This window comes from Kitasatospora sp. NPDC004531 (assembly GCF_053602195.1).
In genome coordinates, this window is record NZ_JBSGDD010000014.1 from 82,436 (window position 1) to 103,148 (window position 20,713).

Here is a 20,713-nt window from a genome sequence, read left to right on the forward strand (position 1 = left end):
ACGACGGATCCGTCCGAAGGGCCGGATCAGAAGTCCATGTCACCGCCCGGCATGCCGCCGCCGGCGGCCGCGGCGGCCTTCTCCGGCTTGTCGGCGATGACGGCCTCGGTGGTCAGGAACAGCGCCGCGATGGAGGCGGCGTTCTGCAGGGCGGAGCGGGTGACCTTGGCGGGGTCGATGATGCCGGAGGCGATCAGGTCGACGTACTCGTTGGTCGCGGCGTTCAGGCCGTGGCCGGCGGGCAGGTTGCGGACCTTCTCGACCACGACGCCGCCCTCGAGGCCGGCGTTGGTGGCGATCTGCTTGATCGGGGCCTCCAGGGCCACCCGGACGATGTTGGCGCCGGTGGCCTCGTCGCCGTCCAGCTCCAGCTTCTCGAACGCGACACCGGCCTGCAGCAGGGCGACGCCACCGCCGGCGACGATGCCCTCCTCGACGGCGGCCTTGGCGTTGCGCACCGCGTCCTCGATGCGGTGCTTGCGCTCCTTGAGCTCGACCTCGGTGGCCGCGCCGGCCTTGATGACGGCCACGCCGCCGGCCAGCTTGGCGAGGCGCTCCTGGAGCTTCTCGCGGTCGTAGTCCGAGTCGGAGTTCTCGATCTCGGCGCGGATCTGGTTGACCCGGCCGGCGACCTGGTCGCTGTCGCCGCCGCCGTCGACGATGGTGGTCTCGTCCTTGGTGATGACGACCTTGCGGGCGGTGCCCAGCAGGTCCAGGCCGGCGTTCTCGAGCTTGAGGCCGACCTCCTCGGAGATCACGGTGCCGCCGGTCAGGATGGCGATGTCGCCCAGCATGGCCTTGCGGCGGTCGCCGAAGCCCGGGGCCTTGACGGCGACGGACTTGAAGGTGCCGCGGATCTTGTTCACGACCAGGGTCGACAGGGCCTCGCCCTCGACGTCCTCGGCGATGATGACGAGCGGCTTGCCGCTCTGCATGACCTTCTCCAGCAGCGGGAGGAGGTCCTTGACCGAGGAGATCTTGGAGTTGGCGATGAGGATGTACGGGTCCTCGAAGCTCGTCTCCATGCGCTCCAGGTCGGTGGCGAAGTAGGCGGAGATGTAGCCCTTGTCGAAGCGCATGCCCTCGGTGAGCTCAAGCTCCAGGCCGAAGGTGTTGCTCTCCTCGACGGTGATGACGCCTTCCTTGCCGACCTTGTCCATGGCCTCGGCGATGAGCTCGCCGATCTGGGTGTCGGCGGCGGAGATGGAGGCGGTGGAGGCGATCTGCTCCTTGGTCTCCACGTCCTTGGCCTGGGCCAGCAGCTGGTCGGAGACGGCGGCGACGGCCTTCTCGATGCCGCGCTTGAGGGCCATCGGGTTGGCGCCGGCGGCGACGTTGCGCAGACCCTCGCGGACGAGCGCCTGGGCGAGCACGGTGGCGGTGGTGGTGCCGTCACCCGCGACGTCGTCGGTCTTCTTGGCGACCTCCTTGACGAGCTCCGCGCCGATCTTCTCGTACGGGTCCTCGAGCTCGATCTCCTTGGCGATGGAGACACCGTCGTTGGTGATGGTGGGGGCGCCCCACTTCTTCTCCAGGACGACGTTGCGACCCTTGGGGCCGAGCGTGACCTTCACGGCGTCGGCAAGCTGGTTCATGCCACGCTCAAGGCCGCGGCGGGCTTCCTCGTCAAAGGCAATGATCTTGGCCATTAGAAGTGGTCCTCCGGGACACGGTCGACTGCTCGGACCAAGGGGGTGCCCGCGACGGACGGCCCAGGACGCGGGGGTCTCCTCCCCTACCGCTTCCGGGGCCTCACCGGCCCGGTCCGTTGTCACTCTCACGCTGTGAGTGCTAACGCCAATGATTAGCACTCGGGGGTGTCGAGTGCAAGCCCATTCGGCATGCCCGGACAGGCGCCCGGGAAACCCCGCGGGCCGGCTCCGAGCAAACCCGCAGGCCCGGCCCGGAAACGCCGGCAGGCCCGGCCCCGGACGCGCGTCGCGCCGGAGCCGGACCTGCCGGTTGGTACCTGTCGTGCGTGCGGTCCTGCCGGGCTGTCAGGCGCCGGCGGCACGAACCATGTCGGCCTGCGGACCCTTCTGACCCTGCGAGATCTCGAACTCGACCCGCTGGCCCTCTTCCAGGGTGCGGTAGCCGTCCATCTGGATCGCGCTGTAGTGGACGAACACGTCCGCTCCACCGTCGACCGCGATGAAGCCGTAGCCCTTCTCGGCGTTGAACCACTTGACGGTGCCCTGAGCCATTCCGAACTCCCCTTGTGCTGTGCTGGCCCTTCAGAGATCCGCGGGACGCGGACCCGGAGGTCTGGAAGGCCGGCCTGTGGGGACTCCCCCCCGTACGGCGCAGCCTCTGTCGCGGCTGAATGTATCCGGATATGCGCCCTGCGCAACAGGCCCTAATTTCGCGGAAACTCCGTACCCGCCAGGGGATATGACGGGGCGAAAGGTGTGCGGGGCGACAATTGCCACCGGACATAACGGACGCGTCACCGCAAATCGCCGGAAGAATTCTGACGGCGGCCTGACAGGTCGGGCGGTGAACGGTCCGGCGCATGTCTCAGAGCGCGGGACGGGACGGGGACCGGCGCGAGTGCGATTCGGGGAAAAACGAGGATTGGAACGGGCCGTATCGGGGAACGGCGCCACCGGCACTCTACTCCTGTGCGGGCGCCGGAATTCCAGCGCCCCGCCGGGCCGGAAACCCGGCCGCCCGCACCCGGGAAGCGCACCCGGCGCGGATGCGGCAAGCCGCCGCCAGGCGGTTCGGAAATCGAATTCCGAAGGCCTGACGGCGGCTGCCGGGACGGGGCGAATGCGCGGCGTCAGCAGCCGCCGGCCACCGCCGGAATGATCGACACCGAGGCGCCGTCCTTGATCTCGGTCTCCAGGCCGTCCGCGAAGCGCACGTCGTCGTCGTTGACGTACACGTTGACGAAGCGGCGCAGCTTGCCGGTGTCGTCCAGCAGGCGGGCGGCGATGCCGGCGTGGTTGGCCTCCAGGTCCGCGATGACGGCGGCCAGGGTGGCGCCCTCGGCGGTCACCTCGGCGGCGCCGCCGGTGTAGGTGCGGAGGATGGTGGGGATGCGGACGGTGGCGCTCATGGGGGTGCTCCTAGGAAGGCGTGGGGGCGGCGGTTCAGGCGGAGACGAGGCCGGCGGCGCGGAAGGACTCCAGCGTCGGGCGGATCACGGCGGTCATGCCGGAGTCGGCGACCGCGTCGAGGGTCTTCAGGCCGTCGCCGGTGTTGATCGCGACGGTCTCCTTGCTCGGGTCGAGCTGCCCGGTCTCGACCAGCTTCTTGAGCACGCCGACGGTGACGCCGCCGGCCGTCTCGGCGAAGACGCCCTCGGTGCGGGCCAGCAGCTTGATCGCCTCGACCACCTCGGCGTCGGTGACGTCCTCGACGGCCCCGCCGGTGCGGCGGGCGATGTCCAGCACGTACGGGCCGTCGGCCGGGTTGCCGATCGCCAGCGACTTGGCGATGGTGTCCGGCTTGACCGGCTTGATCACGTCGCGGCCGGCCTTGAAGGCGGCGGAGACCGGGGAGCAGCCCTCGGCCTGGGCGCCGAAGATCTTGTACGGGCGGTCCTCGACCAGGCCGAGCTTGATCAGCTCCTGCAGGCCCTTGTCGATCTTGGTGAGCTGGGAGCCGGAGGCGATCGGGATGACGATCTGCTCGGGCAGCCGCCAGCCGAGCTGCTCGCAGATCTCGAACGCCAGGGTCTTGGAGCCCTCGCCGTAGTACGGGCGCAGGTTGACGTTGACGAAGCCCCAGCCCTCGCCGGCCGGGTCGCCGATCAGCTCCGAGCAGAAGCGGTTCACGTCGTCGTAGTTGCCGTCGATGCCGACCAGCTCGCCGCCGTACACCCCGGCCATCACGACCTTGCCCTGCTCCAGGTCGTGCGGGATGAACACGCAGGACTTGAAGCCGGCCCGGGCCGCGGCGGCGCCCACCGCGCCCGCCAGGTTGCCGGTGGAGGAGCAGGACAGCGTGGTGAAGTCGAACGCGCGGGCGGCCTCGATGGCGCAGGCCACCACCCGGTCCTTGAAGGAGTGGGTGGGGTTGCCGGAGTCGTCCTTGATGTGCAGCTGCGCGGTGAAGCCCAGCTCGCGGCCCAGGTTGTCGGCCTTCACCAGCGGGGTCCAGCCCGGGTTCAGGTTCGGCTTGCCGGCGACGTCGGCCGGGACGGGCAGCAGCGGGGCGTAGCGCCAGATCGACGCCGGGCCGGCCTCGATCCGCTTGCGCAGCTCCTCGGCGTCGTAGCCGGCGTAGTCGTAGGCGATCTCCAGCGGGCCGAAGCACTCCAGGCAGGCGAAGCTCGGGCCGAGCGGGAAGCGGGTGCCGCACTCGCGACAGGACAGCGCGGTGGCCGGACCGAGGTCGACGGCGGCGGGTGCGGGGGTGTCAACAGCCATGGTGGCGAGGCCCTTTCTCCTCATCTTCCCCGGGTCGCGGTCGCGCCCGGGACGGAATTGGCACCTGTCCCGCCGGGCCTGCGCGGCCGCACGGGAGGGTTGCCGGGACTTCAACGGGCCGTTCCCTCAGTCCCTCTGGATGAGCTCTGTGAAGTTGTGGTCGTACGCTGCGAAAGACCCCGACGTGCGAAGGTCCGAACGCAGTACGAAGACTGTAACGGAAGGCCGGTGCAGTCGAACCCCACCGTCCGACACCCGAGACGGTCCGAGACAGGGAGCGAGATCTTGGCCGAGCAGCCCGAGCCCGGGATACTGCCGGAGGTGGCCGACTGGCTGCGCCGCCGATCCTGGACGGCCGCCGACCGGCCGCTCGACCGGCTGCTCGCCGCCAAGCGCGCCGCCGGCCCGGCCGGCACCGTCAGCGTGGTGCTGCCCGCCCTGGACGAGGAGCCCACCGTCGGCGAGATCGTCACCGCGATCCGCACCGAGCTGATGGAGCGCGTCCCCCTGGTGGACGAGCTGCTGGTGGTCGACTCCGGCTCGGTGGACGGCACCGCCGCCGCCGCGGCCGCCGCCGGCGCCCGGGTGGTGCACCGCGACGCCATCCTGCCCCGGCTGCCCGCCGCCCCCGGCAAGGGCGAGGTGCTGTGGCGCTCGCTGCTCGCCAGCAGCGGCGCGATCGTCTGCTACATCGACGCCGACCTGCGCGAATTCGACCCGGCGTTCGTCTCCGGCATCGTCGGCCCGCTGCTCACCGACCCTGCGCTGCACCTGGTCAAGGCGATGTACGACCGGCCGTTCGAGGCGGCCGGCGCGGTCGTCCCGGCCGGCGGCGGCCGGGTCACCGAACTGGTCGCCCGCCCGCTGCTCAACCTGCACTGGCCGCAGCTGGCCGGCTTCGTCCAGCCGCTCGGCGGCGAGTACGCGGCCCGCCGCAGCCTGCTGGAGCGACTGCCCTTCCCGACCGGCTACGGCGTCGAACTCGGCCTGCTGGTGGACGCGTTGGAGCTGGTCGGACTCGACGCACTGGCCCAGGTCGACGTCGGCGTCCGGCACCACCGCCACCAGGACGGCCAGGCCCTCGGGCGGATGGCCGCCACCATCTACCGCACCGCGCTGGAACGCCTCGACCGCAGCCACCGGCTCAAGGCCGACGAGGACCTGGTCCGCCCGCTGCTCACCCAGTACACCCGCACCCCCGACGGCTTCACCCCCCGCACCCACCCCGTCCCCGCCACCGAGCGTCCCCCGATGGTCACCGTGCCCGAGTACCGCGACCGCTGACCGGCCCGGCCGACCCCGACTGTTCACCGGGTGCGGACCGCGCCGGGTGGTTTGGTCCGCTGATCACACGGCAAGGTTGGCTGTATGGCCGATCACGCGTCCGAACGCCCCACGCAGTCCGGAGCCGCCCCGATCCTGGTGGCCTCCAACCGCGGCCCGGTGTCCTTCCGCACGGAGGACGACGGCACGCTGAGCCTCCGCAGAGGCGGCGGCGGCCTGGTCTCCGGGCTCTCCGCGATCGACGACCCGAACGCCGTCTGGGTCTGCGCCGCCCTCTCCGACGCCGACCGCACCGCCGCCCGGCAGGCCCCCGACGGCCGCCTCGACCGGGCCGGCCACGACGTCGGCGGACAGGCCGTCCGCATGCTGGACATCGATCCGGAGACCTTCGCCCGCGCCTACAACGGCGTCGCCAACTCCACCCTGTGGTTCGTCCACCACCTGCTGTACGACATCCCCACCGAGCCCGCCTTCGACGCCGGCTTCCGCACGGAATGGGCCGCCTACCGGGCCTACAACGCCGCCTTCGCCGACGCCCTCGCCGCCGAGGCCGCCCCCGGCGCCGCCGTCCTGATCCAGGACTACCACCTCTCGCTGGCCCCCGCGCTGCTCCGCGAACTCCGCCCCGACCTGCGCATCGGCCACTTCTCGCACACCCCCTGGGCGCCGCCCGAGTACTACCGGCTGCTGCCCGACGACATCGCCGCCGAGGTCCTCCGCGGCATCCTCGGCGCCGACCGCGCCGCCTTCCTCACCCGCCGCTGGGCCCTCGCCTTCGCCGACTGCTGCGAGGCCGTCCTCGGCGCGAGCGTCGACCGCGACGCCCTCACCGTCACGCTGGCCGGACGCACCACCCGGCTCGGCGTCCACGGCCTCGGCGCCGACGGCGAGTTCCTGCGCGAACGCGCCCACCGGCCCGACGTGGACGAACGCCTCGCCGCCCTCCGTGAGACGGTCGGCGACCGGCGCACCATCGTCCGGGTCGACCGCACCGAACTCAGCAAGAACATCGTCCGCGGCCTGCTCGCCTACCGGCACCTGCTCCGCACCCGCCCCGAATGGCACGACCGGGTGGTCCACATCGCCTTCGCCTACCCCTCGCGCACCGACCTCGTCGAGTACCGCGACTACACGGCGGCGGTGCGGCGGATCGCCGAGGAGATCAACGCCGAATTCGCCACCCCCGACTGGCAGCCGCTCGTCCTGCACGTCGACGACGACTTCCCGCGCTCCCTCGCCGCGTACCGGCTCGCCGACGTCGCCCTGGTCAACCCCGTCCGCGACGGCATGAACCTGGTCGCCAAGGAAGTCCCCGTCGTCTCCGACCACGGCTGCGCCCTGGTCCTCTCCCGCGAGGCCGGCGCCCACGAGGAACTCGCCGAGGACGCGATCACCGTCAACCCGTTCGACGTCGTCGCCACCGCCGAAGCGCTGGCGCTGGCCCTCGCCATGCCCCAAGCCGACCGCGCCGACCGCACCAAACGCCTCGCCGCCGCAGCAACGGCGCTGCCGCCCCAACAGTGGTTCCTCGACCAACTGCGGGCCCTCTGAGCGCGGGGAGGAAGCGCACAACCAGGGGCGCGGGGAACTGCGCGAAGCGGAAGGCATCCCACCGCAAGATCGCGACGCGGGACAATCACTTGCACTTGATCGCGACCTTGCGGACGTGACTTGCGCTTGTCGCGCAGTTCCCCGCGCCCCTGGTGGTGCGCTCCCTGGCCCTCGCGCCCGCCCCCGCCCTCACTTCAAAAGTCGCGCGAGCTCAGTCAGCAGGTCCACCACCCCCGCCGGCCCCGCCACCACCAGGTCCGCGCGGTCCGCGAGCTCGCGGACCGGCCGCTCGCCGGTGACGGGCCCGCTGCAGACCAGCAGCCCGGGGTGGCCGGCCTTGCGGCGGGCGGCGATCTCCTCGTACGCGGCGATGTCCCCGAGGTCGTCGCCGGCGAACAGCACCGCCCCGGCGTCCCGTTCCGCCAGGAACTTCCGGAGCGCGACGCCCTTGTCGACGCCGGGCGGCCGCAGTTCGAGGACCATCCGCCCGGGTTCGACCACCAGCCCGTGCCGCCGGGCCAGTTCACCCAGCGGTGCCCGCAGCCGCGCCAACTCCCCGTCCGGGTCCGCGGCCCGCCGGGTGTGCACCGCCAGCGCCCGCTCCTTGTCCTCCACGAACACCCCCTCCCCCGCCTTCAACTCCTCAAGGATCAAAGGGAGTTCGCCCCGCACCGCAGCCACCCCGGGCGCCACCGGCGCGGCCGTGACGCCGTCCGTCGAGGTCCAGCGTTCGGCCCCGTAGTGCCCGAGGACGGTGAGGTGCTCCAGCCCGGGGGTGGCGGCGAAGCCGCCGTAGGCGGCGGCGGTGGCGGCGGGCCGCCCCGTCACGATGACGACCGCGCCGACCAGCGGCGCGAGCGCGGTGAGGGCGGGGACCACGCCGGGGTGGGCGCGGGCCTGTTCGGGGTCGGCGACGATCGGGGCGAGCGTGCCGTCGAAGTCGAGTCCCACGACCGCGGAGCGCGGGTCGGCGAGCAGGCCCGCCAGTCCGGTCCGCCCTGCCTGGGACGTGATCTGCTCAGCAATTCCCATGGCCCCGACGCTACCTGGCGCACGCCGCCGGCGGGCGGGTCTCACTGCCGGGCGTCGCGCCGGTTCTGCCGGACCCGCCGCAGCCGGTTGACCAGGACGGGGGCGTGGGCGAGCGCCTCCGGCCGGTCGAGGAGGGCGTTGAGCAGCTGGTAGTAGCGGGTGGCGGAGATGCCGAGTTCCTGCCGGATCGCCTGTTCCTTGGCGCCGGCGGTCCGCCACCCGCGTGCTTCCAGTTCGAGTACCGCCCGGTCGCGGTCGGTCAGTTCAGCCATGCGTCCAGGCTAAGCACCCCGGCTGTCAGGACGGGGTCACCCCTTGCGGGCCCGCGAGGCCTCCGCCGCCGCGGCGGTCTGGAGGTCGCCGAGCACCCCGTCCGCGCCGGGCTTCACGGCTTCGCCGATGCGCTGCTTGAGCATGCTGGAGACCTTGTCCCAGGAGGGGTCGCCGAGCGGGTAGAAGTTGGCGCTCGGCAGCGCGTTGAGGAACTCGGTGAGGTCCTTGTGCGCGGGGTTGGCGGACATCTCCTCAAGGGTGTCCTGGGTGACGGGCAGCATGTTGTACTGCTCGTCGAACTTGAGGGTGTTCTCCTTCGTGTAGACGAAGTTGAGGAACTTCTTGATCTCGGCCTTGTGCCCGTTCGCCTTGAACGCCATCACCCAGTCGGCGACGCCGAGGGTGGAGGGCTTGACGCCGGTGTCCTTGCGCGGGATCACGGCGGTGCCGTACCGGATCTTGCCGGCGACGGCCTTGCTGACCAGTCCGGGGTGGCCGTTGAGCATGGCGGTCTTGCCGGCGGCGAAGTCGTTGAACGCGGTCTTGCGGTCGACCTTGGACGGGTCGTCGTAGGTGAGGCGCTTGTCGACCAGGTTGGTGCGCAGCCAGCTGAAGGTGGCCCGGTTCGGCGTGCTGTCGATGGTGTAGTTGCCGGCGTTGTCGGAGAGTCCGCCGCCGCCGCTCATGGTCCAGATCATCGCCTCGCCCTGGGCCTCCTCGGGGCCGAGCGGCAGCGCGTACGGGATGACGCCGGGCACCTTGGACTTGATCGATTCGGCGGCCCGGCGCAGCTCGTCCCACGTGGTGGGAGGGTTCGCGATGCCGGCCTTGTCGAAGATGTCCTTGTTGTAGAAGAAGACCCGGCTGGAGGAGATGAACGGGATGCCGTACTGGCTGCCGAGCACCTGGCCGGCCTTGGCGAAGGAGTCGAGCAGGTTGACCTGGGTGCTGTTGGAGAGCACGTCGCCGGCGGGGTAGAGCCGGTCGGCGGCGACCTGGTCGGCGTAGCCGCCGGTCTGCGCGATGTCGGGGGTCTTGCCCTTGGCGATCAGGTCGGCAAGGTGCTTGTCGATGTCGTTCCAGCTGACCACGTCGACGTTGATCTTGATGTCGGGGTTGGCGGCCTCGAAGCGGCGGGCCAGGTCGTTCCAGTAGATCGAGCTGGAGTTGGTCTCGTTGTCGCCGTAGTCGGCTGCGACCAGGTTGAGCGTGACACCTCCCGACATGTCGAGGACCCCGCAGCCGGTGAGCAGCAAGGATCCGACGATGGGCAGGGGGAGCAGCGCTGATCGCTTCACGAATGGACCGCCTTCATAAGGGTGACAGCGTGACCCTGGCAGGTGTCCCGTGATGTGGTCCAGGCCTGTCCTGGCGGAGTTATCGAAGTGTCAGATCTTGTTGCGCTCAGAGTGACGACCCGTCAGCAAGCGTCCGTTAATAGGACGTTCAGGCCTTCAGAACGGTGACTCCCGCCTCGCCGAAGGCGGCCGCCAGCCGGTCGTCGACCTGGCTGTCGGTGACCAGGGTGTCGACCCGGTCGAGGCCGCAGATCCGGGCGAAGGCGCGGTGGCCGAGCTTGGAGGAGTCGGCGGCGACCACGACCCGGCGGGCCCGTTCGGCGAGCAGCCGGTTGACAGCGGCCTCGCCCTCGTGGTGCGCGGTGGCGCCGTGTTCGGCGTCGATCGCGTCCACGCCCAGCACGGTGGTGTCGAGGGTGAGTTCGCCGAGCACCTGGGCGGCCAGCGGGCCGATCAGCTCGTAGGACTGCGGGCGGGCGACGCCGCCGGTGACGACGATCTTCACCTGGGGGCGGACGGTCAGCTCGTTGGCGATGTTGAGCGCGTTGGTGACCACGGTGAGGCTCTGGCCGTGCTCGGGGTGCTCGGCCAGGTCGGGGCGGACCGCGAGGGCCCGGGCCACCTCGGTGGTGGTGGTGCCGCCGTTCAGGCCGACCACCTGGCCGGGGGCGATCAGGCCGGCCACCAGGGCACCGATCCGCTGCTTGGCGTCGGCGTTGCGGGCGGTCTTGTAGCGCAGCGGCAGGTCGTAGGAGACGCTGTGCGCCACCGCGCCGCCCCGGGTGCGGGTGACCATCTGCTGGCGGGCCAGCTGGTCGAGGTCGCGGCGGATGGTCGCGGCCGAGACGTCCAGCGCGCCGGCCGCCTCCTCGACGTCCAACTTGCCGTGTTCGGCCAGCAGTTCCAGCAGCGCGTTCCACCGTTCGTACCTGGACACCGTTCCGCTCCTTCCGCGCTCGCCGGCGCGCGCCCCGCGGCTCGGCCGGGACAGCTTCGCACACCCCGGTCGCCGCCGATGCATTGCGCAATGCTGCGCGAAACGGCTATAAAACAATCAGCTTTGCGCACACCTCTCCCGTCCTGCCGACCGCAGGCACGTAGCCGCAGGCATTCGTAAGGAGTCCGCACCCATGCCGCACCTGTCCCTGACCGGCGAGGAGATCGCCACCCAGCCCGAGAACTGGCGCACCGCCGCGGCGCTGGCGGCGAGCGGCCCGGCAGGCCTGCCGCGGCGCGGCGAGCGGGTGGCCGTGGTGGGCTGCGGCACCTCCTGGTTCATGGCGCAGGCGTACGCCACGCTGCGCGAGTCGGGCGGCCACGGCGAGACCGACGCCTTCGCCGCCTCTGAGTTCCCGCACGGGCGCCGCTACGACCGGGTGCTGGCGATCACCCGCTCCGGCACCACCACCGAGGTGCTGCGGCTGCTCGCCGACACCGACCTGCCGAGCACCGCGATCACCGCCTGCGTCGACCAGCCGGTGGCCGCGGACGCCGGCCACCTGATCGACCTGGGCTTCGCCGACGAGCGCTCGGTGGTGCAGACCCGCTTCGCCACCACCGTGATCGCGCTGCTGCGCGCCCACCTGGAGCTGGAGGAGGCCCGCCCGGCGGGCGTCGCCACCGTCGCCGAGGCCGCCGCGGACGCCGAGCGCGCCGTCGCCTGGCAGGTGCCGCAGGAGCTGGTGGAGCTGGAGCAGATCTCCTTCCTCGGCGCGGGCTGGACCAACGGCCTGGCGCAGGAGGCCGGGCTGAAGATGCGCGAGGCGGCGCTGGCCTGGACCGAGGCCTACCCGGCGATGGAGTACCGGCACGGCCCGATCTCGATCACCGCCCCGGGCCGCGCCGCCTGGGCGTTCGGCGCGCTGCCGGTCGGCCTGGCGGACGAGGTGGCGGCGGTCGGCGGCCGGCTGGTGGCCGACTCCGGCGCCGGCGGCCTGGACCCGCTGGCGGACCTGGTCCGGGTGCACAAGCTGGCCGTCGCGCTGGCCGAGCACCGCGGCCTGAACCCGGACGAGCCGCGCAACCTGACCCGCTCGATCATCCTGACCTGACCGCCCGCCAAGGCCCCGAAAACCCCCAGGAGTCGGCAAAGAGCGACAAACCTCACCTCTCAGGACCAGACCAATCGAGCAACTGGACTAGACCTCTTCGACCTGGCCAAGGGAAACTGTCCCCCGTGAAGCACGTCATCGCACTCGATGTAGGCGGCACCGGCATGAAAGCCGCGCTGGTCGCCCAGGACGGCTCCGTGCTGTACGAGGCACGCCGACCGACCGGGCGGGAGCACGGCACCGACGCCGTCGTCGCCACCATCCTCGACTTCGCCGCCGACCTGGCGCAGGAGGGCCGCACCCGGTTCGGTGCCGCCCCCCTCGCGGCGGGCGTCGCCGTGCCGGGAACGATCGACGAGAAGAACGGGATCGCGGTCTTCTCCGCCAACCTCGGCTGGCGGGACCTGCCGATGCGCAAGCTGCTCGGCGAGCGCCTCGGCAACGTCCCGGTCGCCCTCGGCCACGACGTCCGCTCCGGCGGGCTCGCCGAGGGCCGGATCGGCGCGGGCCGGGGAGTGGACCGCTTCCTGTTCATCGCGCTCGGCACCGGCATCGCCGGCGCGATCGGCATCAACGGCGCCATCGAGGCCGGAGCCCACGGCTACGGCGGCGAGATCGGGCACGTGGTGGTCCGCCCCGGCGGCCCGCAGTGCGGCTGCGGCGCCCGCGGCTGCCTGGAGACCCTGGCCTCCGCCTCGGCGGTGTCCCGGGCCTGGGCCGAGGCCACCGGCGACCCGGACGCCGACGCCGCCGCCTGCGCGCTGGCCGTCGAGGCCGGCGACCCGGCGGCCGTGGCGGTCTGGCAGGACGCGGTGGACGCGCTCGCCGACGGCATCGTGCTGGCGCAGAGCCTGCTCGACCCGTCGACGGTGATCGTCGGCGGCGGGCTGGCGGAGGCCGGTGACACCCTCTTCACGCCGCTGCGCGCGGCGGTGACCGAGCGCCTGACCTTCCAGATGCCCCCGAAGGTCGTTCCGGCCATGCTCAAAGACACCGCCGCGTCCCTGGGCGCCGGTTTGCTCGCCTGGGATCTGCTCTCCATGGAGGTGACCGCGTGACCGCGGACCGAACTGCACTGGCCGGCGCCCGACTGGTCCTGCCCGGCGGGGTGATCGAAGGCGGCCGGCTCACGGTCGAGGGGCCGCGCATCGCGGACCTCGGCGGCGAGACCGCGCCCGGCGACCTCGACCTGACCGGGTACACCGTCGTCCCCGGCTTCGTCGACCTGCACGTGCACGGCGGCGGCGGCGCCTCGTACGCCTCCGGTGTCGCCGAGGAGGCGCTCACCGCCGCCCGCACGCACCTGGAGCACGGCACCACCACGACGATGGCCTCCACCGTCACCGGCGAGATCGACGAGGTCTGCCGCCAGGCGGCCGTGCTCTCCGAACTCGTCGAGGACGGCGTCCTGGCCGGCATCCACTTCGAGGGCCCGTTCATCTCACACAACCGGTGCGGCGCCCACCGCCCCGACCTGCTGCGCGACCCCGACCCGGCGCTGGTGCGCAAGCTCGCCGACGCCGCCCGCGGCCACGCGAAGATGTTCACCCTCGCCCCGGAGCTGCCCGGCGGCCTGGAGTCCGTCCGGATGCTCGCCGACCAGGGCATCATCGCCGCCGTCGGCCACACCGACTCCGACTACGCGATCACCCTGGAGGCGATCGACGCCGGAGCCACCGTCGCCACCCACCTGTTCAACGCGATGCCGGGCATCCAGCACCGCGCGCCCGGCCCGATCGTCGCGCTGCTGGAGGACGAGCGGGTCACCGTCGAGCTGATCAACGACGGCATCCACCTGCACCCCTCGGTGCTCGAACTCGCCTACGGCACCGCCGGCGCCGAGCGGGTCGCGCTGATCACCGACGCGATGGGCGCGGCCGGCATGGGCGACGGCCTGTACCCGCTCGGCCCGCTCCAGGTCCGGGTCGAGAACGGCGTCGCCCGCCTGGTCGAGGGCGGCTCCATCGCCGGCTCCACCCTCACCCTGGACGTCGCCTTCCGGCGCGCCGTCACCGTGCTCGGCCTGTCGCTGAACCAGGCCGTCACCTCGCTGTCCACCGTCCCGGCCCGGCTGATGGGCCTGGACGGCACCCTCGGAACCCTGGAGGCAGGCAAGAACGCCGACCTGGTCGTCCTCGACTCCGACACCTACGAGCTCGCCGCGGTGATGCGCCGCGGCGAGTGGATCGTCGGCGCGGACCGCTTCACCAGGACCGGCAACCCGGCCTGACCCGGCGCCGCCCGCGAGGGCGGGTCCGCACGGGGGTGAGCAGCGGAACCTGCGCCTCGTTGCTCACCCCACCGGGAGACCCCCTTTGCCGCTCGCCACCACCTCCGACCTGCTCGCGTCCGCCGCCGCCGACCGGCGCGGACTGCCCGCCTTCAACGTGATCACCCTGGAGCACGCCGAGGCGATCGCCGCCGGCGCCGAAGCCGCGGGGACGCCCGTCGTGCTCCAGCTCAGCCAGAACGCGGTCGCCTACCGCGCCGGCCGGCTGCTGCCGGTCGCCCGGGCCTGCGCGGAGATCGCCGCCGCCGCCCGCGTCCCCGTCGCGCTCCACCTCGACCACGTCGAGGACTTCGACCTGCTGCGCGCGGCCCCCGCCGCCGGGTTCTCCTCCGCGATGTTCGACGCCTCCGCGCTGCCGCACGACGAGAACGTCAAGGCCACCGCCGAGGCCGCCGCCTGGGCGCACCGCCACGGCCTGTACCTGGAGGCCGAGTTGGGCCGGGTCGGCGGCAAGGACGGCGAGCCGCCGCTGTCCGCGCACGCCCCCGGCGCCCGCACCGACCCGGCGGAGGCCGCCCGCTACGTCGCCGACACCGCCGTGGACGCGCTGGCCGTCGCGGTCGGCTCCTCGCACGCGATGACCTCGCGCACCGCCGCCCTCGACCTGGCCCTGATCGGCGAACTGGCCGCCGCCGTCCCCGTCCCGCTGGTCCTGCACGGCAGCTCCGGCGTCCCCGACGAGCAGCTCGCCGCGGCCGTCGCGGCCGGCATGGTGAAGATCAACATCGGCACGGCGCTCAACCTGGCCTGCACCGCCGCCGTCCGCGACCACCTGGCGGCCCACCCGACCGCCACCGACCCGCGCAAGTACCTCGCCGCGGGCCGCGACGCGATGACCCGCACCGTCGAGCAGCTGTCCCGGGTGGTCACCGGCCGCTGACCCGCCGACGGGGGCGCCGGAACGTGCTCCGGCGCCCCCGTCGGGGCGGTCACTTGACGGGGTACTTGTCCACCGACATCGGCGTCACCGCCATCTGGTCGAGCAGCACGGGGCCCGCCCCGGCCGGCAGGGTCACCGTGATGGTGTTGGAGCCGGCCTGCAGGTCCGGCCATATGTTGGTGCTGTACCAGGACTGCGCCGGGTCCTGGCCGCCGCCCTTGGAGTAGTTCTTGAAGGTCACCCCGCCCGGGTGCTCCTTGCCGTTCACCGTGACCTGCGCGGGCTGGTCGGCGCCGGTGTTGTTGAAGTGCAGCCAGACCTTGGTCCGGCCCGCGGTGTCCCAGTTGACCGTCCAGGTGACCGACGAACCGCCCTGCAGCGCCAGGTACTTGCCGTCCGCGGAGACGGCGCCCTTGACGGCCGCGTCGGTGCCCGCGCCCTGCGCCTGCAGCTTGGACGCGTCGCCGAGCGGCTCGTTCAGCGCGCTCGGGCTGGGCGACGGGCCGGACGGCGCCGAGGAGCCGGACTCGGCCGGGGCGGACGGGCTGTGGGTGGCGCCGCCGGCCTGGTTCTTACCGGCGTCCGGGTCGCCGGTGGACAGTGCGACGCCCGCGCCGATGGCGATCGCGGCGACCACCGCGACGGCACCGATCACGGCGGCCTTGCCGCGCCCGGCCGGCCGGTCCTCGCCCGGCCGCGGACGCGAGCGCTCCGCGTACCGGGACTGCTGCGGCAGCGCGGCGGTCTCCTGCCCCGGTCCGGCGCCCGGCCCGGCCGGCGGGAAGCCCGGCCCGGCGGGCGGCGGGGTCTGCGGATACGCGGGCCGCTCCCCGTAGTTGGCGCGGCCGACCTCCATCGGGCGGCTGTACCCGGTCCGGGGCCGCTCGGCCGCGGGCTGCTCACCCTCGGCGGGACGGTAGAGGTACGCGAACGGGTCGTCCTCGCCCGCGCCGTCGTTGCTGCCGGCGGTCGTCACGGTCAACTCCCCAGGACTGGATGCTCTCGTACCCAGGGCACCCTACCTGCCGCCCTTCGGGGCGGACGAAGCGGTTCAGCCCGCCCGGCGGTGCGACCGCTCGCCGCGCGAGCCCCGGGCGGCGCCGCCCCTGGTGCGCTTCTCGTCGTACATCCGCTCGTCCGCGGAGTGCAGCACCTCGTCGATGCTCATGCCGCAGCCGGCCCACCCGATGCCGAGGCTGACGCCGACCCGGACGGCCCGGTTGTCGATCCGCATCGGCGGCAGGATGGCGCTGCGCAGCCGCCCGGCGAGCTCCTTGGCCTCCTCGCGCCCGATGGCGTCGGCCAGCACCACGAACTCGTCGCCGCTCATCCGGGCCACCGTGTCGCCCTCCCGGACGACCTGCTGGAGCCGGCGGGCGATCTCGATCAGCACGGCGTCGCCGGCGTTGTGGCCGTAGCGGTCGTTGACCAGCTTGAACCCGTCGAGGTCGCAGTACAGGACGGCGAGCCCCTTCTCCGGCCCGGCGCGGCGGTGGCCGTGCCAGAGCTCGCCGGCCGCCGGGTCGAACGGGACGACGGCGTGCACGTGGTGCGCGGCGGCCGCGTCGTGGCGGAGCACCTCGCCGGCCGCGAAGGCCTCCCGGTCGCGTTCCAGGGCCTCGTCGGGGGCCGGGTGACCGTGCGCCAGGGTGAACGGGCCGCCCTCGGCCGGCGCGCCGTCCTGGAGGGCGTGCGCGGCGCCGGGCGGCAGCCCGGGGGCGGGCAGCGGCGGTCTGGTACAGAGCCGCCGGGCCAGCCGGGCCCGCAGCTCGGCGCCGTTGGGCAGCCCGGTGAGCGCGTCGTGGCTGGCCCGGTGGGCGAGCTGCAGTTCGTGCCGCTTGCGGTCCTCGATGTCCTCGACGTGGGTGAGCAGGAAGCTGGGGCCCTCGGTGGCGTCGGCGACCACCGAGTTGCGCAGGCACACCCACTGGTAGCCGCCGTCGCGCCGGGACAGCCGCAGTTCGGCCCGGCCGCCCTCGGCGCTGGTGCGCAGCAGCAGCTCCAGGTCGTCGGGGTGGACCAGGTCGACGAAGCGCTGCTGGCGCAGGGTGGCCCGGGGCCGGCCGAGCAGCCGGCACAGGGCGTCGTTGACGCGGGTGAGCTGGCCGGTGCCGTCGCCGTGCAGTTCGGTGATGGCCATGCCGCTGGGCGCGTACTCGAAGGCCTGCCGGAAGGATTCCTCACTGGCCCGCAGGGCCTGCTGCTCCTTCTCCAGCCGGGCCAGGGCGCGCTGCATCTCGGCCCGCAGCCGGGCGTTGCCGATCGCTATCGAGGCCTGCAGGGAGAACATCTCCAGCGCCTCGCGGGTCCACGCGCCGGGGCGCTTGCCGCTGCGCGGCCGGTCCACCGAGAGGATGCCGAGCAGGTCGCCGCCGGCGCTGTACATGGGGGCGAGCAGGACGTCGGAGGGGTGCCAGTCGTTGTCGTAGACGGGCAGCGGGCCGTCGCCGGTCCAGGCGGGGATGTCGGTGGCGATCGCCCAGCCCCGGTCGTGCGGCAGGAAGCGCAGGGTGCCCCAGTGGTCGGCGACCTGGAGCATCCGGTCCCAGGACTCGCGGGAGCCGACCTGGCCGAGCAGCACGGACGGGCCGCCGAACGCGGTCTCCTCGATCTCCCAGACGGCGGCGATCACCAGGTCGCCGTCGGGCCGCACCAGGCTGACCGCGGCGGCGTCGAACCCGAGCCCGTGGACCGCTCCCTCGACGACCGCCTGCAGGGTTCCCGCCAGGCTCCGGGCAGCGTTGAGGTCCGCCACGACCCGGTGCAAGGTGCGGAGGGTCGCGAGGCGGACGTAGGGCTCCGACTCGGCTTCCATGCGGGGGCTCCCCGGCTGCTTCGGATGGTTCTTGAGAGGTGTCGTCCGATTGCCAGAAGAACTGAATCACAGCGAGCACTCCGATAGGCACGCTCGGTCAGCAATAGCCTGTGAGTGTGACTCAAATCACATAATGATCAAGTGATGATCGTATTCGAAACGGCAGGGAACGACGGGACGCCCGCCAGGCGACTTCCGTCGGCGCGCCGCCCGTGCGCTCGGCCCAGCGACCGACCCGGCCTACGACCAGGGCCCGATACCGGCGCGCCCGGACGGCGACTACCGTGCGGTACGTGTACAGCTCCCCACAGTCCCCCTCCTCCCCCACCGCCCCCGCCCCGGTCGCGGAGGCCGGCGCCTCCCCCGAGGAGTTCCGCGCGGCCCTCGGCCAGCTGGCCGCCGGCGTCTCGCTGGTGACCGTGCACGACGCCGAGGACGACGAGGACGCCGGCATGACGGCCACCTCGTTCCTGTCGGTGTCGCTGGAGCCGCCGCTGGTGCTGATCTCGGTGCGCGAGGACTCCCGGATGGACGACCTGCTCTCCCGGGCCGAGACCTGGGCGGTCTCGCTGCTCGGCGAGGAGCACCGGACGCTGGCCTCCCGCTTCGCCATGAAGGGCCGGCTCAGCGACCGCCTGCTGTTCGCCGACGCCGCCTGGCACCGCGGCCCGCACTCCGGCGCCCCGCTGATCGACGGCGCGCTCGCCACCGTCGAGTGCCGCACCGAACGCCGCATCCCGGCCGGCGACCACACCCTCGTCCTCGGCCGCGTCCTGGCCGCCCGGGTGCCCGCCCCCGCCGAGCGCCCGCTGGTGTACTTCCGCGGCGGCTACCGCCAACTCGGCTGACGCAGAAGCTAGTCGGGCTTGATCCGGCCCCGCCCCTGCTTCAGCGTGGCGCGGTGCCGCTTGTTCTCCAGCCGCCGCTCGACCATGCCCCGGGTGGGCTTGGTGGCCCGCCGGGCCTTCGGCGGCGGCGCGGTGGCCTCGCCCAGCAGCGACGCCAGCCGGGCGGCCGCGACCTCGCGGTTGCGCCACTGTGAGCGGTGCTCGGAGGCCCGCACCACCAGCACCCCGTCGACCAGCCGGGAGGCCAGGCGCTCCAGGGCGCGCTCCTTCCACACCGGCGGCAGCGCGTCGGACGCCGCCAAGTCCCAGCGCAGTTCGACCTTGCTGTCGGAGGTGTTGACGTGCTGGCCGCCGGGGCCGGAGGAACGGGAGAAGCGCCAGACGAGCTCGGCGTCGGGCACGACCACCGAACCCCGTACGCGCACGGGCTCAGTCATGCCGCCCATCATCCCGCCCGGGCGGCGCGCCCGTCACCTGGTTAACCCGGCACAATGGCGGGCGTGATCGAGCTCGGCTACTCCCTCTCCAACCGCTTCCCCGACCCCCCGCAGACCGACTACCGCACCGCCCCGGTCCGCGCGCTGCGGCACGACCTGTTCGCCGGGGACGTCTACCTGGAGAGCGACGACGGCAACGGCGTCGAGACCCTCTGGGGCTGGGTGCCGGTGCTGGACTTCGCCTGGGCGCTGTGCGACATCGTCGAACGCCTCGACGAGGACCCGCGCGGCAGCCGGGAGGCCCGGGTGCGCACCGAGGACCTGGACTTCACCCAGAACACCGAACTGCTGCGCTTCGCCCGCCGCTTCGGCTGGGTGGAGATCACCGCCACCTGGCGCCCGGACGACGAGCCGCTGGTCGTCCGGCACGCCGAACTCCGGCGTGAGGCACGGGACTTCCTCCAGGACGTGCTGGCCGACCTGACCGAGTTGCACGAGGATCTGGCGGACAACCCGAACATCTGGACCGTGCAGGGCCGGTACCCCAGAATCTGAGCGCGCACCCGGACGGCCGCAGCTGCGGAACCAAAGGCCGCCCGTCCCGCGTTCTCAGGGCAAAACCGACCGAAGGGACACCACAGACCATGCCCGTGAGCCTCTCCAAGGGTGGCAACGTCTCGCTGACCAAGGAGGCCCCCGGCCTGACCGCGGTCACCGTCGGCCTCGGCTGGGACGTGCGCACCACCACCGGCGCCGAGTTCGACCTGGACGCCAGCGCGATCGTGCTGAACGGCGAGGGCAAGGTCTACTCGGACCGCCACTTCGTCTTCTTCAACAACACCAGCACCCCGGACAGCACCGTCGTCCACACCGGCGACAACCGCACCGGCGAGGGCGCCGGCGACGACGAGCAGATCAACGTCAACCTGGCCGCGCTGCCCGCCGACGTCACCCGGGTCACCTTCCCGGTGTCGATCTACGACGGCAACAGCCGCGGCCAGAGCTTCGGCCAGGTCCGCAACGCCTACATCCGGGTGCTCAACCAGGCCGGCGGCGCCGAGATCGCCCGCTACGACCTCTCCGAGGACGCCGCCACCGAGACCGCGATGATCTTCGGCGAGCTGTACCGCAACGGCGCCGAGTGGAAGTTCCGCGCCATCGGCCAGGGCTACGCCTCCGGCCTGGTCGGCATCGCCCAGGACTTCGGCGTCAACGTCTGACGCCCGACGCGAGAAGGGCCCCGCTCCACCGGGAGCGGGGCCCTTCCCATGTCGTCACGGCCGGCCGGCCCGCAGCTCGGGCAGCTCCAGCAGCTCGGTCTCGTCGTGCGGGGTCAGGTCGACCACCTCGGCGGGCTCGGTGTCCGACTCCGCGTGCTGGTGGCTCGGCGGCTGCTCCACGGCGCGGTGCGCGGGCTGCACGGCGTCCACCGGGCCGGCCGCCGGCACCGCGTAGCGCTCGCTGTCGGCCACCGCCTCGTCGCCCACCACGTCCGCCAGGTCGCCGACCGCCGGGGCCGGCGCGGCCGCCCGCAGCGCCGCCCGGGCACTGCCGGGCCGGCCGAAGAAGCTGAACGCC

Annotated in this window: 20 protein-coding genes, 1 pseudogene and 1 riboswitch; of the genes and pseudogenes, 9 read left to right on the forward strand and 12 right to left on the reverse strand. The window is 72.7% G+C overall.

Annotated elements, in window-relative coordinates:
• Positions 1-26 precede the first annotated feature (26 nt).
• The 4 genes from groL to thrC form a co-directional block, all read right to left on the reverse strand.
• The gene (gene groL / locus ACWEMJ_RS09310; RefSeq protein ID WP_452136362.1) at positions 27-1,649 is read right to left on the reverse strand and encodes a chaperonin GroEL; all 1,623 of its coding nucleotides are present in this window, start codon (positions 1,647-1,649) and stop codon (positions 27-29) included.
• A gap of 348 nt (positions 1,650-1,997) precedes the next feature.
• Complete coding sequence (locus tag ACWEMJ_RS09315) at positions 1,998-2,204, reverse strand: cold-shock protein (RefSeq protein WP_014137493.1); 207 nt, start codon at positions 2,202-2,204, stop codon at positions 1,998-2,000.
• 578 nt (positions 2,205-2,782) lie between these two features.
• The gene (locus tag ACWEMJ_RS09320) at positions 2,783-3,061 is read right to left on the reverse strand and encodes a MoaD/ThiS family protein (protein WP_452136363.1); all 279 of its coding nucleotides are present in this window, start codon (positions 3,059-3,061) and stop codon (positions 2,783-2,785) included.
• Positions 3,062-3,095: 34 nt separating this feature from the next.
• Entirely contained in the window at positions 3,096-4,376 is a 1,281-nt protein-coding gene (gene thrC / locus ACWEMJ_RS09325) for a threonine synthase (RefSeq protein WP_452136364.1), read from the reverse strand.
• A 17-nt stretch (positions 4,377-4,393) separates the two neighbouring features.
• Positions 4,394-4,522: riboswitch (SAM riboswitch) on the reverse strand.
• Positions 4,523-4,685: 163 nt separating this feature from the next.
• Here thrC and ACWEMJ_RS09330 point away from each other — a divergent pair.
• Both ACWEMJ_RS09330 and ACWEMJ_RS09335 read left to right on the forward strand, forming a co-directional pair.
• Positions 4,686-5,660, forward strand: a complete 975-nt coding sequence (locus ACWEMJ_RS09330; RefSeq protein ID WP_452136383.1) for a glucosyl-3-phosphoglycerate synthase — start codon at positions 4,686-4,688, stop codon at positions 5,658-5,660.
• Between the two features lie 84 nt (positions 5,661-5,744).
• Positions 5,745-7,211 carry an alpha,alpha-trehalose-phosphate synthase (UDP-forming) gene (locus ACWEMJ_RS09335; protein WP_452136365.1) on the forward strand — a complete coding sequence of 489 codons (1,467 nt, stop codon included), beginning with the start codon at positions 5,745-5,747 and terminating at the stop codon, positions 7,209-7,211.
• A gap of 189 nt (positions 7,212-7,400) precedes the next feature.
• On the opposite strand, the gene otsB is transcribed toward ACWEMJ_RS09335, so the two are convergent.
• The 4 genes from otsB to ACWEMJ_RS09355 form a co-directional block, all read right to left on the reverse strand.
• Complete coding sequence (otsB, locus tag ACWEMJ_RS09340) at positions 7,401-8,243, reverse strand: trehalose-phosphatase (RefSeq protein ID WP_452136366.1); 843 nt, start codon at positions 8,241-8,243, stop codon at positions 7,401-7,403.
• A 41-nt stretch (positions 8,244-8,284) separates the two neighbouring features.
• Positions 8,285-8,515 carry a DUF3263 domain-containing protein gene (locus tag ACWEMJ_RS09345; protein WP_452136367.1) on the reverse strand — a complete coding sequence of 77 codons (231 nt, stop codon included), beginning with the start codon at positions 8,513-8,515 and terminating at the stop codon, positions 8,285-8,287.
• A 36-nt stretch (positions 8,516-8,551) separates the two neighbouring features.
• Positions 8,552-9,772 carry an extracellular solute-binding protein gene (locus ACWEMJ_RS09350; protein ID WP_452136368.1) on the reverse strand — a complete coding sequence of 407 codons (1,221 nt, stop codon included), beginning with the start codon at positions 9,770-9,772 and terminating at the stop codon, positions 8,552-8,554.
• A 190-nt stretch (positions 9,773-9,962) separates the two neighbouring features.
• Complete coding sequence (locus tag ACWEMJ_RS09355) at positions 9,963-10,751, reverse strand: DeoR/GlpR family DNA-binding transcription regulator (RefSeq protein ID WP_452136369.1); 789 nt, start codon at positions 10,749-10,751, stop codon at positions 9,963-9,965.
• Positions 10,752-10,944: 193 nt separating this feature from the next.
• On the opposite strand from ACWEMJ_RS09355, the gene ACWEMJ_RS09360 reads away from it, so the two are divergent.
• The 4 genes from ACWEMJ_RS09360 (at position 10,945) to ACWEMJ_RS09375 (ending at position 15,035) form a co-directional block, all read left to right on the forward strand.
• Positions 10,945-11,865, forward strand: coding sequence for an SIS domain-containing protein (locus ACWEMJ_RS09360; RefSeq protein WP_452136370.1), 921 nt, complete (start codon positions 10,945-10,947; stop codon positions 11,863-11,865).
• Between the two features lie 125 nt (positions 11,866-11,990).
• Complete coding sequence (locus ACWEMJ_RS09365) at positions 11,991-12,923, forward strand: ROK family protein (protein WP_452136371.1); 933 nt, start codon at positions 11,991-11,993, stop codon at positions 12,921-12,923.
• The gene (nagA, locus tag ACWEMJ_RS09370) at positions 12,920-14,095 is read left to right on the forward strand and encodes an N-acetylglucosamine-6-phosphate deacetylase (protein ID WP_452136372.1); all 1,176 of its coding nucleotides are present in this window, start codon (positions 12,920-12,922) and stop codon (positions 14,093-14,095) included. The genes ACWEMJ_RS09365 and nagA overlap by 4 nt, the downstream gene beginning before the upstream one ends.
• Positions 14,096-14,180: 85 nt before the next feature.
• On the forward strand, positions 14,181-15,035 hold the full coding sequence (locus ACWEMJ_RS09375) for a class II fructose-bisphosphate aldolase (protein ID WP_452136373.1): 855 nt from the start codon (positions 14,181-14,183) through the stop codon (positions 15,033-15,035).
• Positions 15,036-15,084: 49 nt separating this feature from the next.
• On the opposite strand, the gene ACWEMJ_RS09380 is transcribed toward ACWEMJ_RS09375, so the two are convergent.
• Entirely contained in the window at positions 15,085-16,011 is a 927-nt protein-coding gene (locus tag ACWEMJ_RS09380) for a hypothetical protein (RefSeq protein ID WP_452136374.1), read from the reverse strand.
• Positions 16,012-16,086: 75 nt separating this feature from the next.
• Complete coding sequence (locus ACWEMJ_RS09385) at positions 16,087-17,850, reverse strand: diguanylate cyclase domain-containing protein (protein ID WP_452136375.1); 1,764 nt, start codon at positions 17,848-17,850, stop codon at positions 16,087-16,089.
• Between the two features lie 293 nt (positions 17,851-18,143).
• On the opposite strand from ACWEMJ_RS09385, the gene ACWEMJ_RS09390 reads away from it, so the two are divergent.
• The gene (locus tag ACWEMJ_RS09390) at positions 18,144-18,698 is read left to right on the forward strand and encodes a flavin reductase family protein (protein ID WP_452136376.1); all 555 of its coding nucleotides are present in this window, start codon (positions 18,144-18,146) and stop codon (positions 18,696-18,698) included.
• A gap of 8 nt (positions 18,699-18,706) precedes the next feature.
• Here the strand turns inward: ACWEMJ_RS09390 and arfB are convergent, their stop codons facing one another.
• Entirely contained in the window at positions 18,707-19,135 is a 429-nt protein-coding gene (gene arfB, locus ACWEMJ_RS09395) for an alternative ribosome rescue aminoacyl-tRNA hydrolase ArfB (protein ID WP_452136377.1), read from the reverse strand.
• A 63-nt stretch (positions 19,136-19,198) separates the two neighbouring features.
• Here arfB and ACWEMJ_RS09400 point away from each other — a divergent pair, with 63 nt between their 5' ends.
• Together ACWEMJ_RS09400 and ACWEMJ_RS09405 are read left to right on the forward strand one after the other, a co-directional pair.
• A complete protein-coding gene (locus ACWEMJ_RS09400) occupies positions 19,199-19,690 on the forward strand; it encodes a hypothetical protein (RefSeq protein ID WP_452136378.1) in 492 nt (163 codons plus the stop codon).
• 89 nt (positions 19,691-19,779) lie between these two features.
• Positions 19,780-20,355: a TerD family protein gene (locus tag ACWEMJ_RS09405; protein WP_452136379.1), complete on the forward strand. Its 576-nt coding sequence runs from the start codon at positions 19,780-19,782 to the stop codon at positions 20,353-20,355.
• 54 nt (positions 20,356-20,409) lie between these two features.
• On the opposite strand, the pseudogene ACWEMJ_RS09410 reads toward ACWEMJ_RS09405, so the two are convergent.
• A pseudogene (locus ACWEMJ_RS09410) lies at positions 20,410-20,713 on the reverse strand (hypothetical protein); the annotation flags it as partial.

Coding starts and splice junctions, on each gene's coding strand:
- groL (WP_452136362.1), bottom strand. CDS start 1,649: ATGGCCAAGATCATTGCCTTTGACGAGGAAGCCCGCCGCGGCCTTGAG.
- ACWEMJ_RS09315 (WP_014137493.1), bottom strand. CDS start 2,204: ATGGCTCAGGGCACCGTCAAGTGGTTCAACGCCGAGAAGGGCTACGGC.
- ACWEMJ_RS09320 (WP_452136363.1), bottom strand. CDS start 3,061: ATGAGCGCCACCGTCCGCATCCCCACCATCCTCCGCACCTACACCGGC.
- thrC (WP_452136364.1), bottom strand. CDS start 4,376: ATGGCTGTTGACACCCCCGCACCCGCCGCCGTCGACCTCGGTCCGGCC.
- ACWEMJ_RS09335 (WP_452136365.1), top strand. CDS start 5,745: ATGGCCGATCACGCGTCCGAACGCCCCACGCAGTCCGGAGCCGCCCCG.
- otsB (WP_452136366.1), bottom strand. CDS start 8,243: ATGGGAATTGCTGAGCAGATCACGTCCCAGGCAGGGCGGACCGGACTG.
- ACWEMJ_RS09345 (WP_452136367.1), bottom strand. CDS start 8,515: ATGGCTGAACTGACCGACCGCGACCGGGCGGTACTCGAACTGGAAGCA.
- ACWEMJ_RS09360 (WP_452136370.1), top strand. CDS start 10,945: ATGCCGCACCTGTCCCTGACCGGCGAGGAGATCGCCACCCAGCCCGAG.
- ACWEMJ_RS09385 (WP_452136375.1), bottom strand. CDS start 17,850: ATGGAAGCCGAGTCGGAGCCCTACGTCCGCCTCGCGACCCTCCGCACC.
- arfB (WP_452136377.1), bottom strand. CDS start 19,135: ATGACTGAGCCCGTGCGCGTACGGGGTTCGGTGGTCGTGCCCGACGCC.
- ACWEMJ_RS09405 (WP_452136379.1), top strand. CDS start 19,780: ATGCCCGTGAGCCTCTCCAAGGGTGGCAACGTCTCGCTGACCAAGGAG.